The organism is Sinorhizobium sp. KGO-5 (genome assembly GCF_036245905.1).
Taxonomy (GTDB): Bacteria; Pseudomonadota; Alphaproteobacteria; order Rhizobiales; family Rhizobiaceae; genus Sinorhizobium; species Sinorhizobium meliloti_A.
Genome location: NZ_BDIZ01000007.1, coordinates 1 through 12637, shown reverse-complemented (window position 1 = coordinate 12637; position 12637 = coordinate 1). Strand labels below are relative to the sequence as shown.

Here is a 12637-nt window from a genome sequence, read left to right as displayed (position 1 = left end):
CTTCTTCTGATCGGATCATGATGCCGGTGGCAGGCTTGCCGCCCGGCGGTCAGGCTGGCGGGCGTTCAGGCCTCGACGCCCTGGATGGCAGATACCTGCCAGTCGGCGCCGGGCTTTCGCGCGAACGTCCATATCTCGACGGCGTCTGTCGCCTCGTCGGCATTGCCGCTCACGACCCTGCCGGTGGCCCTGTCACGCATCACGTCGATGCTCTCGTAGCGCATGGCGACCGTCGCATATTCGGTACCGTTTTCTCTCCATGCCTCCGCGAGGTCGCCCTGAACGAGGTGAACGTCGCGGACTTCGTTCTTGAGGCCCTTTGTTGCGTTGTCGCTCAGCTCTTCCGCGAGGTAGGACATGGCTTCGGGTGTGGTCAGCTTACGCAGCGCCGCATAATCCTCCGCTCCGTAGGCAGCCTGCACATCCTTCAGCATCGCCTCGAAGCGATCGAGATCGTCTTGGCCCACGCTGATCTCATCTGTCTGCACCGGTACCGGTGCGGCGGCTGACGCCCCTGTGGCAGCACCACCCATGGCTTCACCTATCCGCGGAATACGGAAGGACGGCGCTGCGCCGGCTGCCGCCGAAGAGCGGGCCGAGGCAGCGGGCGCCGAATAGGCCGGACGCTGGTTGCGGCCGAAGAAGCGCATTGCCAGGGAGATCAGCAGAACGACGAGGCCGACCTGCAGCAGCAGGCCGAGGAAGCCGATGCCGCCGCCGATGCCATGGCCGAGCAGCATGCCGATGAGACCGCCCATCATGAGACCGCCGAGCATGGATCCGCCGAAACCATTGAAAAAGCCCGGCCGTGCATTGGTCCGGTTCTGGCTGGCCGGATTGGTCGCGGTAGAGGGCTGGGTGCTCTGCCGCGGTGTCATGGTTCTGTCGATCGGCGCGGCCGGTGCCGGTGCCGTCCGAGTGACCGGCGGGGCGGAAAAGGTCCGGCTGCCGCGCGAGCCGAAGCCACCGCCTGCCCGCCTCGCGTCAGCGACGTCGACCACCGTCATCATCGCCGCAACACCGATTGCCGCAATGGCCAGAACACGTCCGAAACGCTGCATTTCCACCCTTCCCTGTCTCTCGACCGCAATCGGTCAATACGAGGTCATATAGAGCCAGAGGCGCAGGAATTTAAGAGTGCTGCCCCGACTTTCCTCGTATTCGGTGTGAGCTAACGGTAAACTGTCCACCAGATTGAGGCGTTTGGCGCCGTTCCTCCCGATGCCTCGGACGCGGCTACGGCTAGCGCACGGGTCCGATAAAGCCGAGTTCAAGCAACTGCCTGGAACTCGAGAACCGCGTCGAGCACGCATCGGAAAAGTCGAACTCACCGGTTTCCTGAAGATCTTCAAACATCTTGCGGTAGACGGCCGCAGCATCGAAATACTGCCCGTCGGCGACTGCCTGTTCGATCTTTTCCTTGTAGTCGGAGAAGAACTTGAAGTGCAGCAGCACACCGGAGACGGCGGTGAAATTCCTTTCGCAGGGCAACGGCTGATGAATGCTGACGCCGAGGCTGCATTCCCTGTCCCAGAAGATGACAGGATATTTGATGAGTTCGAGCAGATGGGCGAATTTGCGCTTCCGCGGGCCGCCCGTGATGCTGATCGCCCGCTTCGTATAGCTGATCTCGTATCCGGAGCCGTCGAAATGATCGGCGATTTCCCACGGCATGCGGCCATCATCGCTGTCGAGCGTGGCAGCCCCGAGCGGTCCGATCGGATACATGTCGAGCATCGGGGCTGCGAGGCGCTTTTCCCCTTTGTTCTCCAGCGCCCGCAGAAGAGCATCGAGCGGCCGGTTCTCGCAATCCTCGTAGATCAGGAACTCGTCGGAATCGACATTCAGATACCACCGGTTCCAGCCATAGCGCTCGAACAGAGCCTCTCGCCATTCACGCCCCCTGCGGGCATCGCGATACCGCACCGGCGAGCTCCAAAGGTCCACATCCGCCTGCGCAAGCAGGTAGTCCCGCGTCCCGTCCGACGATACGTCATCGACGCAGATGAAGCGGGTAACGCCGAGCCTTCGGTAGTGTGCGAGAAACGAAGGCAGCAGCTTCCGGTCGTTATGCGTATTGAACACGAGCGGAATGTCTTCCTTGCCGAGCGCCCGCTGCCCGCCCGGCGTCAGGCACGACATCTCGATCGTCCGCTTCCGCTTGCGGACCCGCGCCGTCAGCTTGTAGGTTTCGTAACGGGTAAGAACGCGATCGAATATCCCTCTGCGAACCCGCTCGCTCTCAGCTCGGCGAAAAGGATAGTGAAGTTCTTTCAAGGTCTGCTCCCGATCGACCGCTGCGAGAGGAAGCGTTTATCGGCATCGGTGCGCGAATTCAACTCCGCCGCAACCGCGAAGCTTGCGCCGGTTGAGGACAGAACCGCCGGCCTGGAATGCAAACGGGTGCCGCGGTCGCAGGGTCCGGCTGCCAAGCTTGACGAAGTTCTCGATCTTTCCCGGAATGTGCTCCCGCCGGTCATACAAAAGAGGCTGTGGCGACTATGCGAAGTCCGCTCGTCAGCTTAGCCGGAGCGATCCAGGCGTAAGCCGAACCATTGCTGCGTTCCGAGAGAATTTGAGGTTTTGGTGGGTGATCACGGGCTCGAACCGTGGACCCGCTGATTAAGAGTAATCTATTTTTCTCTGAACAGCCCGCAAATCAAGTAAAGAAGTTTCCAATGCCGTGCGATAACTACACCTAAAAACGCGGAACGTTTCGTGAATTGGAAACCGCAAATTACGGAGTCTCAAGTTAATCTGCAACAGGAATTTCGAATATTCGCCTTGATGTGCTGCCGTCTCAGTTGGCCAGCGCGGTTCGATCTAATCGGCGCTGAACGATGTGTGCTGCAGTTTTCCACCGGGATCGATTTTCTCTCGACAACCTGGCCGAGTTTTGCTTCATTCCGCCCGCTATGCGTGGAGATGCAGGCGGAGGACTTCTTCTCTTTCGTAGCCCAAAGGGTCCCGCGGAAAAGAAGTAGCGCATTCGTGGAGCGGAAATGGCCAAGGCATTCGCATTGAACATTATCGCACTGACCCTGGCCGCCGGCCTTGGCATGGTTGCAACCTCCGAAGTCGCCTACCACCACGAAATACCAGTAGGCGAACTTCCGATCGCGCCATGGGTAAGGGCGACCTTCGCTGCCATCGTTGTCGCCGCAATTGTCCCCCGAACGGGTTTCTGGGCGAGGTTCGCGGTTCTTACAGGGGTTTACTTGCTGGAATTGGCGCTGGCCGTGCTGACCACTGTTGCCGCTACTGAAATAGTAGTCACCTACTTTGACGGTGATGGAGAAGCAGCGAGACCTTGGACTTATTTTGGCGCGATCACGCCGGTCATCAGTGGCGTTGCGGGTTATTTCACGTTGCGCCAGTTCAGGAGACCGGTAGCGAATATCTCCGCAGAGGCAGTGCGGCCGTAGCTCGTAAATGGGAGCCTCGTCTTCCCGCTCGCTGATGCCCCTGAACGATGCAAGCCGGAGCTTCCCGTCTTGGGAATCTACCACTTGCCCCCCAGGAGAGAGGGCTAATTTGCGGGACGCCCTGATACACAAGGCGTTGCGCCATGTCCAGATGATCAGTTCGGGAATTATTTCGGGACTTGGTGACTCGGTTTTGCAATTTGCCGTTCTCGCCAACGCACACAGTCGTGACCGCATTTTACTGGACTTCAGGTTGTATTTTTGCTTGAGAGCAATCCCACAACAGGAGCGTAGCATTGAAGGCGAAGCGCGAGCTTGAGCAGCAGCGGTCTTCCTCGAACAGCTAGCAAGATTCAGTGCGGCCGTAGTTTGTAAGGCCCTCGACGGTGATAGCGGGGTCCTGAACCTGTACAAACCACAATATCATAGCCGTATACTTGTCCCCGCTCTTGAGTTGCGCTAGCACCAGATGACAATCAAACAATAGGGGGGATCTGTCATGGGAGAGGCCGCGCGGCGAAAGAGGAACGACGCCCTATTTGGACGTGAGCCAAAGCGTGGTAGGGGCATTATAATAAGCCCTCCAGTAGAAGTTGATGGCAACAAATTGACTATAAAGGGCGCCAGTATTGACGAGCAAGAGATACGCTTTAGCCTACTGTTCTTCGACAGAATAATGTGGCCAGATAACAACCTCGTGTCGATCGGATCGGGTGAAAGCGTTACTTTTCTTGAAAAATGCGGTATTGTTAGTCGTCCTAAATACCGCTCTGCCAGCAGCGGCCCATTGGCGAAGCTATTCGTTGATGTTCATTTAAAGGCTTTTGAGGACATGCAGACCAAAGAACCAGGGTTCTGGTCCTTATCGAACACGTATGTCAACGTAGTTAACCACTCCTCACAGTTCGTGACTTCCGGCGGTTCATACGTCGAACTCTTGGGCGCTATACCGGTGCCAAACGAAGACGTCCCGATCAACGACATACTGGAATTCAAAGAAAAACGGCGCGATGAGCTTCTGGGCTTGCGCATCGAAATCCAAGATTTTTCATCGAGTGTACTGCGGGCGGGAGATGATGCCGGAGCTTTCGTCTCCGCGCTTGAGAAGATCGAAAAAGGCTGCCTTGATGTTCTCGCGGCGACCAAAGAAGCTGGTTTCCCGTTCAGATTTTCAAACGTCAAACCTCGTTTCGAGATGGACATTTTGAAGATCGTCGGCGGATTCATCACGTCAGCCGCGGTCCAAGCCGCCACTTCCATGCCGTCGCTTTCTCTCGCGCTTCTCAGCCACACAATCACGAAGAATGCTTCGTTTAGGGTCGGGGGTGACATTAGCCGCCGGGTAAAGTGCCAAAAAAGCCCGTTTCAATACGTGGCCTCGTTTCACAGTGAGGTGTTCAATGCCGGATAGCCGCTCGGCATGCGCATCAACCAAGGTGATATATGATCGCTTCGTCGGCCCGCTCCCTGATACCCTTGAACGATGCATGCCGTAGCTTCCCGTCGTCCGTCCAGGCGCGATACTCGACCTCGGCGACCAGGACCGGCTCCACGAAGACGGCTCCTTTCCTTCTCAAGGTCACGGCCGGTGTCTTTGTCGCCATCCCCTCGAGCAGCTTGCGCAGCTCTCGCGAGAGCTCATTTGACCAGCCGGTACCGCAGCCGCCGACATAGACCAACTGTCCGTCCTTCCACGCAGCCAGCAGCAGCCGGCCGATATGACCAGGAACGGTCGACGGCTCGTAGCCGACAATCACGAAGCTGTCGCGCCGCTTGCAGGTGATTTTCTGCCACCAGTCGCCCCGGCCGGAGCGGTAGGGCTTCTCAACGTGCTTGGCGATGATGCCCTCGAGGCCATGCGCGCAGGCAACGCGGAAGAACTCGTCGCCGTCAGCCTGGACCTCCTCCGAAAGACGGACAGCACCTTCCCGGCCGGCGACCAGCGGCTCGAGCAATCGCCGGCGCTCGCGCAACGGCAGCCGGCGAAGATCGCGGCCGTCGAGATAGAGAAGATCGAAGGAGAGGAAAACGATCGCGCCGGCCTCGATCGCGGATGGCAACCGACCAAGGGCCCGCTGCAGCATGCCGAAATCAGATCGGCCATGCTCATCGAGAACGACCGCCTCGCCATCGAGGATGGCGGTTTGCACGGCGAGCCTCCGAGCGTCATCGACGATCGAGGGGAAGCGCTCGGTCCAGTCATAACCGCCGCGCGTGAGCACCCTCACCCGGCCTGGCTCGATATGCACGGCCAACCGGTAGCCGTCCCACTTTACCTCGTAGGCCCAGTCTGGCCCCTTCGGCGGCTTGTCGACGAGCGTCGCAGGGCAGGGATCGACGCGAGCGGGCATAGGATCTGACGGAGGGAGATCGCGGGGCTTCTTTGAGGATGCTCTGGCCATGGACCATTAACGCACAGGCCCGCGAAAAGCCGAATTGACTCTTTCGGCTGAGAGAACATATTAGGAACATGCCCGATGGCGGTTCGGGCGCTTCCACGGAAATGGGGCGAATGTTGCAACCTCAAACGAGGAGGATCAGCCGTGTCCGATCTCCCCAAGCCGAAATACAAATGGCGGCAGACTTGGCCGGATCACCGGAAGCACTTTACAGGCTTCGACGGCGAACGGAAATTCGCGCACATCCACTGGTACCACATGGGGTGGTGGAACTGGTTCATGTGCTGGCACTGGGCAAAGAACGCGAGCAAATGGAGACGTCCTAACGGTCAGGCCGGCTCTGCAAGGGCAGCGGCTCTTGAAGCCGAGGAATGCTACGAATCTGTCCTGAGGTGCGAATGGCCTGGCATGGTGCCGGAGGACCTGCAATGCATGCTAGACGACGAGGAATGGATGCGTACCAGATCGTAGAGCCTTGGGAACAAAGGCGGTCACCGAGGAATTATCATGATGCCGAGCAATTCGGCATTCAGGTCCCCCAACCTGTTAGGAAAGTGCCCGCGACGGCACCTGGCGCGGGCACTCGCATAATCGTGGTATCAAATGCTCTAAATTCGGCTCTTTACATTGGCGTGCTGGTTGGCCGGGCCTGTTTCAGTGGCCGGCGTTTGAGTTTCTTCTCCCGTGAACGGGCTTCCCTGGCCTGGCGCAAGGGCACCGCTATGGCCGGCGCCATTGGCCGTGAAAGCGTGCGTGTTCGAAGACGCCGTACTGCCTGATTTCAGCCCGTTCTGCTGCGCCTGAAAGAGGTGATCATCCGCTTGGGCAACGCCGGAGAAAATCAGCAGGACTGCCGCGGAGGTCATCAAAAGATGTGTCTTCATAGCGAAAACTCCACTGTTGTTGCCCCTGTGCATAGGACACACTCAGGGTCAGCGATATTCCGCCTGTGCATGGATTTACTTTGAAGACGTTGACCTTCCGAGGAGACGACCAATGGCCGACGCACTGAAGATGAAACAGCTGATCTGGGATTGCCAGAAAGACATTGCCGCATACCTGCCCGACGAGAGCGGCATTTCGGAGCACGAGCTGGTGCAGATGCTCATCGCCCGTCTCGACGGGAGCCAGGCGAAGGAAGCGCTAGGCGACGATTGGCAAGGCTGGTGGCCAGATGACGATGGTGGCGGCGACGGCGGCAGCCCCGCTCCTCAAGACCGAGAGATGGCCTGACATGAATAGAGCTGCAGTGGTGGAAGTGAGGACCGCTGCAGCTCCATAAGCGACGTATTCCAACGTCATCGGCTCTCGCCTGTTCCATTAAAGGGAACCGCTTCGAACGTCGCTCCGCATATTGTACTCTCAGCGGAAGCGGGATCAAGTGCGCCCGGGAAAACTTAGAAGGAACCGAGCCCATGGCCGAGATTTATCTCTTCCCGAAGACCTCCGAAGAGCAGGAGGCAGAGCGCCAACTGACCGAGGCCATGCGCACCTTCAACGCGGCCATTAAGCACGCTGCGAAATGTGGGTTCGAAATTGAACTGAGGCCGGGAACATTGTCGTTCACCACATACGCTCGCACGCCAGTGCCTTACATCGACTTTACGGCTCGTCTTCCGGGAAGGAACGTGCAGCCAGAATTTGTTGAGATCTGAGAAACAGCGGGGGCAGGATCATTCTGCCGCCGACTTGAAAGCGGCGTCGTCGGCAAGCGTGGCAATCAGGTTTGCGATCGCGGCTCTGTGGGCAGGCGATCGTATCCTATCGAAGTTCCTTGCTACGGTCATGGCATCATCGCTTTGCTCTGGCGGAACAACCTTGGCTTCGCCCGTGTCAATTCCCCTACAGAACTCGTCGATGCTGCAATTAAGGGCCCTAGCCACGGCAAAGAGGTTTCCTGCGGAGATCCTCCTCGCCCCGTCCTCGCATTTTTTCAACTGTGACCAGGAGACGCCGACCGCCCTTGCCAGCCCCCTCCGAGACACTCCAGCCAGTACCCGTATGCGGTGAATGTTGGATCCGATGATAACGTCGACCTCGCCCGTCGTGTTTGTACTATTCATGGCTCTCCCCATTCTTCGCCGCCGTCAATTATTACGCTGGCCGCTGGGAGTGTCGAGCCATCCATTTAGGGCAACTCACCCGATTGGGTGATCGACAGGAACAAGCTATTCTGCTAACTGTGACAACCTATAATTGCCTGTAATGCGTCTATTTTTTATCCATAGCACTAGTCATTTTGGCCGGAAATTACCGGCCCCGGAGGAAATCATGGCCACAGTTACGTATCATTTTCCAGCAGGACTCTATCCCAACCAGTACAATCCACCTCTGAGCGGCGTCAGCGTTAACCCGTCTTTCGGCGAGCTCGTAGACATGCACAAGGCGAGCCGCTCGACCACTACCAGCACCGAGGTCCTCTATCGGCTGGACAACGGTCTCAAGGTAAAGCTGGTCGGTACGGGGTTCAGTTTCAACGCGAGCGGTGAAGCCGTCGCAGGGACAGTGACATCGATCGAGGTTCTCTTGAACAACGGTGCGGGGTTGGTGCAAACCATAACCGGCCTGAACCTCTCGCTCGAAGTTTTCCAAAACGCTGCCGACGGGTTTGACAGTTCCGAGCTTGAAAGCTGGCTTCTGAGCGGAAACGATACGCTCAACGGGTCGAACGGTAATGACGAACTAAAAGGCCACCTCGGCAACGATATTTTGAATGCCGGTGCCGGCGATGACATCGTTACGGGCGGCGGAGGTGCCGACACCTACGATGGAGGAGCCGGGTTTGATGTTCTGAGTTTCCAGGACGCTTATGACGCACCAACAGCGATAAGAGGCATCAACCTGAACGCGACCGCCGGTACCGTCGTTGATCAGTTCGGGTTTTCAGAAACATTCCATAATTTCGAGGAGTTCAGAGGAACCCAATTCTCGGACTCGATGGTAGGATCATCGGCCGATGAGACATTTACGGGCTTCGGCGGACGCGACACTATTGATGGTGGCGCGGGCATAGACACCATTCGATACGACAGGGATGCTCAGCAGGGCGGCACCAAGGGCATCAGCATCAATCTCACCATGAGAACTGCAACGGACAGCTTTGGGTCTCAAGACACTTTGTCCAACATCGAGAATGTCCGCGCCACGAATTTCAAGGACATGCTTGTAGGAAGTTCAGGCGCCAACTTGCTCCGAGCATTTGCCGGCGCTGACACTCTCAACGGGGGGCGCGGTGCTGACAATATGCGCGGCGGTCTTGGAGATGACTTATACTACGTTGATAATAGCGGCGACATCGTTGATGAGAAATCAGACAGTGGCGCCGGTCTGGATACAGTCCGATCGTATATTTCCTTCAGCCTTACCAATAGCAGCGCCGTGGTAGGAGCCGTCGAGCGGCTTGCACTGATGGGCAACGACGCAATAAATGGCACTGGAAATGCCCTTCATAATAAGCTGACAGGAAATAACGCGGCGAACACAATTGACGGCGCCGATGGCAACGACTTCATCGATGGCGGCCTCGGCAATGACACTCTAATCGGATCTGCCGGGCTAGACACATTCGTCTTCAGCACCGCCCTGAATGCCGCATCGAACGTCGATACAATCTCTGACTTCGTCGTTGCCGACGACGTGATGCGGATCGACAACGCCGTCTTTACCGGGGTTGTTGGAACCGGTGCATTGACAGCGGGGCAATTTGCCAGCAACACTACCGGCCTCGCCGCTGACGCAGACGACCGCATTATCTACGAGAGCGACACCGGCAAACTGTTCTACGACAGCGACGGTAATGGCGCCGGTGGCGCGGTACATTTTGCAACGGCCAGTATCAACCTCGGGATTACTGCGGGTGACTTCATTATCACGTGAGGTCATCCCGCTTCTCTAAATGTGCACAAACAGCGCCTCATGCTTGGGGCGCTGTTCGTTTTAACAAGCCTCCGCGAACCCGATCAGCGCCGCAGCTGCGCGCCATCGCGCTGACTGGCTTCAATCCTCTGTAGGATCTCCCGCATCACACGTGTATCGATGGATAGGCTGTTGAGCGTGTTCTCGACGGCCTTCATCGAAGTAGCCGCTTCGGCCGCCTGCTTCTCCACCGCCGAGATCCGGAGTTCGTGATTATCGATCTGCCGCAGGGAGACTTCGGCAGCCGTCAGGCGCTTGTCGAGACGATCGATGGAATTAGCCTGAGAACCCTGGTTGGCGTTGACCCTCTCCCAGGTCGCGCCCCACGCTACGAGGCCGCCGGCAAAGCCGAATAGGATCACCAGGGTGTTGAGGTTGTATTCAAACCTCCATTTCGGAGTTGCGACCATCTTTTCGGTTTCCTGTGTTTCAGCCAATCCCCTGCCCTCGTGAATGATGCGATTTACTGCTGCGCTTCGCCGTGACGGGCGCATTCCGCTTTCGACCAGACCGCCGCGGCGCAGATGCCGACAACGGTGCGGTCGATCTTCCGCTGATCTGCCGGCGTCGCGCCGCGCGCGCCGATCAGATCAGTTCCCACCACGCGGCGGAGACCGTCGACACTTGCTGGCGCCGAAGTCCCACATCCCGTCAGGGCAATAATCAAAGCGAGTGCGGACATCGTCCGCAGTGCGGCCAGCTTCATTGTTCTGCCTTTCTATGGATTGACGAACGTCGTCACCGCCCTGCTGGTAGATCCAGGCAACGATGGCGGTGAGGACGGCGAGCGCGACGAGTGCCGCAATTATGCGCGGAGTTGAGAGCATCACGCGGCTCCGATCTGCTTTGCCGCGGCCTGCACCTTCTGACGATCCCGATGGCGCAGGTAGAGAAGCGTTCCGACCGTGATCGCAATGCCCGCGACCACGAGGACGATGAGGTTTTCCGTCGGGATGCTGCCGAACTTCTCGAAGAAGGTGCCGACGCTGGTCAGGGCGCCGCCGGTCAGCACCGGCGTGAGGACCTCCTTCGTTTGCCACCACGGTTTTTCGAGCGATGGAGGCGTGACCGGTACGGGAACCGGCTTTTCCTCTGTTACCGGCGCCGCCTTGACTTCGGGCCGCGCCGCCTCACCAGGGGTGAGCGCCACAAGGGCGGTATGCATGACTGCGCGTGTTTTCGGTCCGACATCCCCGTCGACGTCGATCCGCTGATCAGCCTGGAATTGGCGAATATTATCGGGGCGGTAGCCGAGCAGCACGAGCGAGATCCTGGCCAACCGATCGAAGCGATCGGCGAGACCGTTCTTGCCGCCATTGATTTTCTTCGTGATGGTCTCGGCATCGCCTTCATCGGCCCAGCGGTTAAGGCCGCGCGTATCCCAGTAGAAAAGAGGCACGAGACCTTCCCAAGGATCGGTGTTTACGGCATCGGGATCCTCGACGAAGTCCGGGCAATCAAGGCCGGCCGCTCGGCACCAGTCGCGGAACTGGCGATAGTTGTACTTGCCAGTGAGCTGCATCCCAGTACGACCGCGGTAGCGATGGCCGTCACCATCCCTCTCCGGCGTGTTGCCGAGGTCGGTGCGGGTGTCGTAGCGTTGCTGCGCTGGCGTCGGACCCCAGATCTCCTGATCGTAACGGAAGTCGCCGCTCTCATGCATGAGCTGTGCGAAATACTGCGCGAGGCGGTGCGGACGATCCATTCCGAAGCGGTCGCCGAATCTGTCCAGCGCCACAAGTACGGACGCAAGATTGCTCTCGTTCACCCTGCCCTTCGCGGCAGCGCGAACCTGCTGAGCGGTGATGGCGCTCATCGGTATCTCCTGATTGTGATGTTGAGTTTCGCTTAGCCCGAACGGGCGAATGGAGGCTGCCGGCGCGTTGTGGTAACGCCGCGCAGCCGTCCTGCCGTACTCGCAGCGGATGGGGCGGTTAGAGGCCTGGCGCCTGCCTCCAGCGACGGGCCTCGCCCGAGGAGCCGCCTAACGCAGGCGATCGAAAATCCCCCCCGCAGATGACTTCCAGGGCGACGGGAAGGGTTTCCCGACCCATTTCCCCGGAGCGGGGATTCAGCGATCGAATGGCGGGTATCTGTTCTTAGACGCGAAAAAGGCTCCTTCTCTCTTAATGAAAGAAGAGGCCCGCGTCTGAGCGTTCGAATTCACAGACGATGCAATTTTTAGTTGGTCGCATGAGCTTACGCAAGCCGTGGCATCAGTATGGACAGCCCGCGCTCCCTGCGTCATTTTGTCCCGACCTACCACCCTAGTGGTGCGGAAGAACGTGTACGGCTGACCAGTGACCCCGCCCGGATCACTGGTTTTTCGCTCCGCCTTCGCGGCTCACATTCCCTGCATATTCTCCGTCAAGACTATTCCCGATCTGACAGTCCCGATCGGCCTTGCGACGAAATCGAGGAATTTCGTGATGTCGACAGAAGGATGGCGCGAGGCATAGATGACGTCGCGATTCTTGACCGGGAAGGTCTGACCGACGATGAGGCTGTCCGGTTTCGTCATATCGAACCGGTAGACGACCGGGTAGCGCCCGACGCGGTCGGCCTTCATGCCCTTGCTCAACAGCTTGTGAAACCGCTCCTGCCCAAGCAGGCTCATGACGATGTCCGGCTCCTCGTAGCGGAAGACGAAGTAACCCTTGGCATCCACCGTCCGATCCGAGCCGCCGCCGGCGAGCGCCACGGCCTCGAGCAGGTTGAGATCGTTGGCGCCGAATTCGACGCGCTGATTTGCGCGGACCTGGCCGAGCACAGTGAAGGTCCGCGGATCGCGCGTCACGAAGATCTGGTCGCCCGGCTTTACGTGAATGTTTTCCGACGGGCTCTCGATGATCGATTTCAGCAGGACCGTGCCGGTCTTCTTGCCGCGCACGAGGGTCA

Annotated in this window: 13 protein-coding genes and 2 pseudogenes; 5 read left to right on the top strand and 10 right to left on the bottom strand. The window is 58.5% G+C overall.

The window, feature by feature from the left end; translation table 11 throughout:
- Nucleotides 1-65: 65 nt before the first annotated feature.
- The 3 genes and pseudogenes from BHD07_RS24330 to BHD07_RS24320 form a co-directional block, all read right to left on the bottom strand.
- The gene (locus BHD07_RS24330; protein WP_338283474.1) at nucleotides 66-1061 is read right to left on the bottom strand and encodes a Tim44 domain-containing protein; all 996 of its coding nucleotides are present in this window, start codon (nucleotides 1059-1061) and stop codon (nucleotides 66-68) included.
- A gap of 181 nt (nucleotides 1062-1242) precedes the next feature.
- Nucleotides 1243-2142 (bottom strand): glycosyltransferase family 2 protein, encoded by a 900-nt coding sequence (locus tag BHD07_RS24325; protein ID WP_338283622.1) that lies wholly within the window; start codon nucleotides 2140-2142, stop codon nucleotides 1243-1245.
- A gap of 249 nt (nucleotides 2143-2391) precedes the next feature.
- Nucleotides 2392-2481 (bottom strand): annotated as a pseudogene (locus BHD07_RS24320) (Stf0 family sulfotransferase); the annotation flags it as partial.
- 521 nt (nucleotides 2482-3002) lie between these two features.
- Between BHD07_RS24320 and BHD07_RS24315 the strand changes: the two are divergent.
- The gene (locus BHD07_RS24315) at nucleotides 3003-3425 is read left to right on the top strand and encodes a hypothetical protein (RefSeq protein WP_338283473.1); all 423 of its coding nucleotides are present in this window, start codon (nucleotides 3003-3005) and stop codon (nucleotides 3423-3425) included.
- Between the two features lie 499 nt (nucleotides 3426-3924).
- Nucleotides 3925-4836, top strand: coding sequence for a DUF6236 family protein (locus tag BHD07_RS24310; RefSeq protein WP_338283472.1), 912 nt, complete (start codon nucleotides 3925-3927; stop codon nucleotides 4834-4836).
- A 16-nt stretch (nucleotides 4837-4852) separates the two neighbouring features.
- Here BHD07_RS24310 and ligD read toward each other — a convergent pair whose 3' ends face one another.
- Together ligD and BHD07_RS24300 are read right to left on the bottom strand one after the other, a co-directional pair.
- On the bottom strand, nucleotides 4853-5827 hold the full coding sequence (gene ligD / locus BHD07_RS24305; RefSeq protein ID WP_445190498.1) for a non-homologous end-joining DNA ligase: 975 nt from the start codon (nucleotides 5825-5827) through the stop codon (nucleotides 4853-4855).
- Nucleotides 5828-6432: 605 nt separating this feature from the next.
- Nucleotides 6433-6708: a hypothetical protein gene (locus tag BHD07_RS24300; RefSeq protein ID WP_338283470.1), complete on the bottom strand. Its 276-nt coding sequence runs from the start codon at nucleotides 6706-6708 to the stop codon at nucleotides 6433-6435.
- A gap of 112 nt (nucleotides 6709-6820) precedes the next feature.
- On the opposite strand from BHD07_RS24300, the gene BHD07_RS24295 reads away from it, so the two are divergent.
- Together BHD07_RS24295 and BHD07_RS24290 are read left to right on the top strand one after the other, a co-directional pair.
- The gene (locus BHD07_RS24295; protein WP_338283469.1) at nucleotides 6821-7057 is read left to right on the top strand and encodes a hypothetical protein; all 237 of its coding nucleotides are present in this window, start codon (nucleotides 6821-6823) and stop codon (nucleotides 7055-7057) included.
- Nucleotides 7058-7239: 182 nt separating this feature from the next.
- Complete coding sequence (locus BHD07_RS24290; protein WP_338283468.1) at nucleotides 7240-7479, top strand: hypothetical protein; 240 nt, start codon at nucleotides 7240-7242, stop codon at nucleotides 7477-7479.
- A gap of 18 nt (nucleotides 7480-7497) precedes the next feature.
- Here BHD07_RS24290 and BHD07_RS24285 read toward each other — a convergent pair whose 3' ends face one another.
- The gene (locus BHD07_RS24285) at nucleotides 7498-7887 is read right to left on the bottom strand and encodes a helix-turn-helix domain-containing protein (RefSeq protein ID WP_338283467.1); all 390 of its coding nucleotides are present in this window, start codon (nucleotides 7885-7887) and stop codon (nucleotides 7498-7500) included.
- A 208-nt stretch (nucleotides 7888-8095) separates the two neighbouring features.
- Here BHD07_RS24285 and BHD07_RS24280 point away from each other — a divergent pair, with 208 nt between their 5' ends.
- Nucleotides 8096-9700 (top strand): calcium-binding protein, encoded by a 1605-nt coding sequence (locus tag BHD07_RS24280; RefSeq protein ID WP_338283465.1) that lies wholly within the window; start codon nucleotides 8096-8098, stop codon nucleotides 9698-9700.
- 83 nt (nucleotides 9701-9783) lie between these two features.
- Here the strand turns inward: BHD07_RS24280 and BHD07_RS24275 are convergent, their stop codons facing one another.
- The 4 genes and pseudogenes from BHD07_RS24275 to BHD07_RS24260 form a co-directional block, all read right to left on the bottom strand.
- Nucleotides 9784-10149 (bottom strand): hypothetical protein, encoded by a 366-nt coding sequence (locus BHD07_RS24275; RefSeq protein WP_318917972.1) that lies wholly within the window; start codon nucleotides 10147-10149, stop codon nucleotides 9784-9786.
- A 53-nt stretch (nucleotides 10150-10202) separates the two neighbouring features.
- Nucleotides 10203-10445 (bottom strand): hypothetical protein, encoded by a 243-nt coding sequence (locus BHD07_RS24270; RefSeq protein WP_338283463.1) that lies wholly within the window; start codon nucleotides 10443-10445, stop codon nucleotides 10203-10205.
- Between the two features lie 120 nt (nucleotides 10446-10565).
- The gene (locus BHD07_RS24265) at nucleotides 10566-11555 is read right to left on the bottom strand and encodes a glycoside hydrolase family 19 protein (protein ID WP_338283462.1); all 990 of its coding nucleotides are present in this window, start codon (nucleotides 11553-11555) and stop codon (nucleotides 10566-10568) included.
- A 528-nt stretch (nucleotides 11556-12083) separates the two neighbouring features.
- Nucleotides 12084-12637 (bottom strand): annotated as a pseudogene (locus BHD07_RS24260) (polysaccharide biosynthesis/export family protein); the annotation flags it as partial.

What these genes read in the sequence shown, in the direction of transcription:
- BHD07_RS24265 (WP_338283462.1), bottom strand. Translation starts at nt 11,555, where the DNA reads ATGAGCGCCATCACCGCTCAGCAGGTTCGCGCTGCCGCGAAGGGCAGG.
- BHD07_RS24290 (WP_338283468.1), top strand. Translation starts at nt 7,240, where the DNA reads ATGGCCGAGATTTATCTCTTCCCGAAGACCTCCGAAGAGCAGGAGGCA.
- BHD07_RS24275 (WP_318917972.1), bottom strand. Translation starts at nt 10,149, where the DNA reads ATGGTCGCAACTCCGAAATGGAGGTTTGAATACAACCTCAACACCCTG.
- BHD07_RS24325 (WP_338283622.1), bottom strand. Translation starts at nt 2,142, where the DNA reads ATGTCGTGCCTGACGCCGGGCGGGCAGCGGGCGCTCGGCAAGGAAGAC.
- BHD07_RS24310 (WP_338283472.1), top strand. Translation starts at nt 3,925, where the DNA reads ATGGGAGAGGCCGCGCGGCGAAAGAGGAACGACGCCCTATTTGGACGT.
- ligD (WP_445190498.1), bottom strand. Translation starts at nt 5,827, where the DNA reads ATGGCCAGAGCATCCTCAAAGAAGCCCCGCGATCTCCCTCCGTCAGAT.
- BHD07_RS24315 (WP_338283473.1), top strand. Translation starts at nt 3,003, where the DNA reads ATGGCCAAGGCATTCGCATTGAACATTATCGCACTGACCCTGGCCGCC.
- BHD07_RS24270 (WP_338283463.1), bottom strand. Translation starts at nt 10,445, where the DNA reads ATGAAGCTGGCCGCACTGCGGACGATGTCCGCACTCGCTTTGATTATT.
- BHD07_RS24285 (WP_338283467.1), bottom strand. Translation starts at nt 7,887, where the DNA reads ATGAATAGTACAAACACGACGGGCGAGGTCGACGTTATCATCGGATCC.
- BHD07_RS24330 (WP_338283474.1), bottom strand. Translation starts at nt 1,061, where the DNA reads ATGCAGCGTTTCGGACGTGTTCTGGCCATTGCGGCAATCGGTGTTGCG.
- BHD07_RS24280 (WP_338283465.1), top strand. Translation starts at nt 8,096, where the DNA reads ATGGCCACAGTTACGTATCATTTTCCAGCAGGACTCTATCCCAACCAG.
- BHD07_RS24295 (WP_338283469.1), top strand. Translation starts at nt 6,821, where the DNA reads ATGGCCGACGCACTGAAGATGAAACAGCTGATCTGGGATTGCCAGAAA.
- BHD07_RS24300 (WP_338283470.1), bottom strand. Translation starts at nt 6,708, where the DNA reads ATGAAGACACATCTTTTGATGACCTCCGCGGCAGTCCTGCTGATTTTC.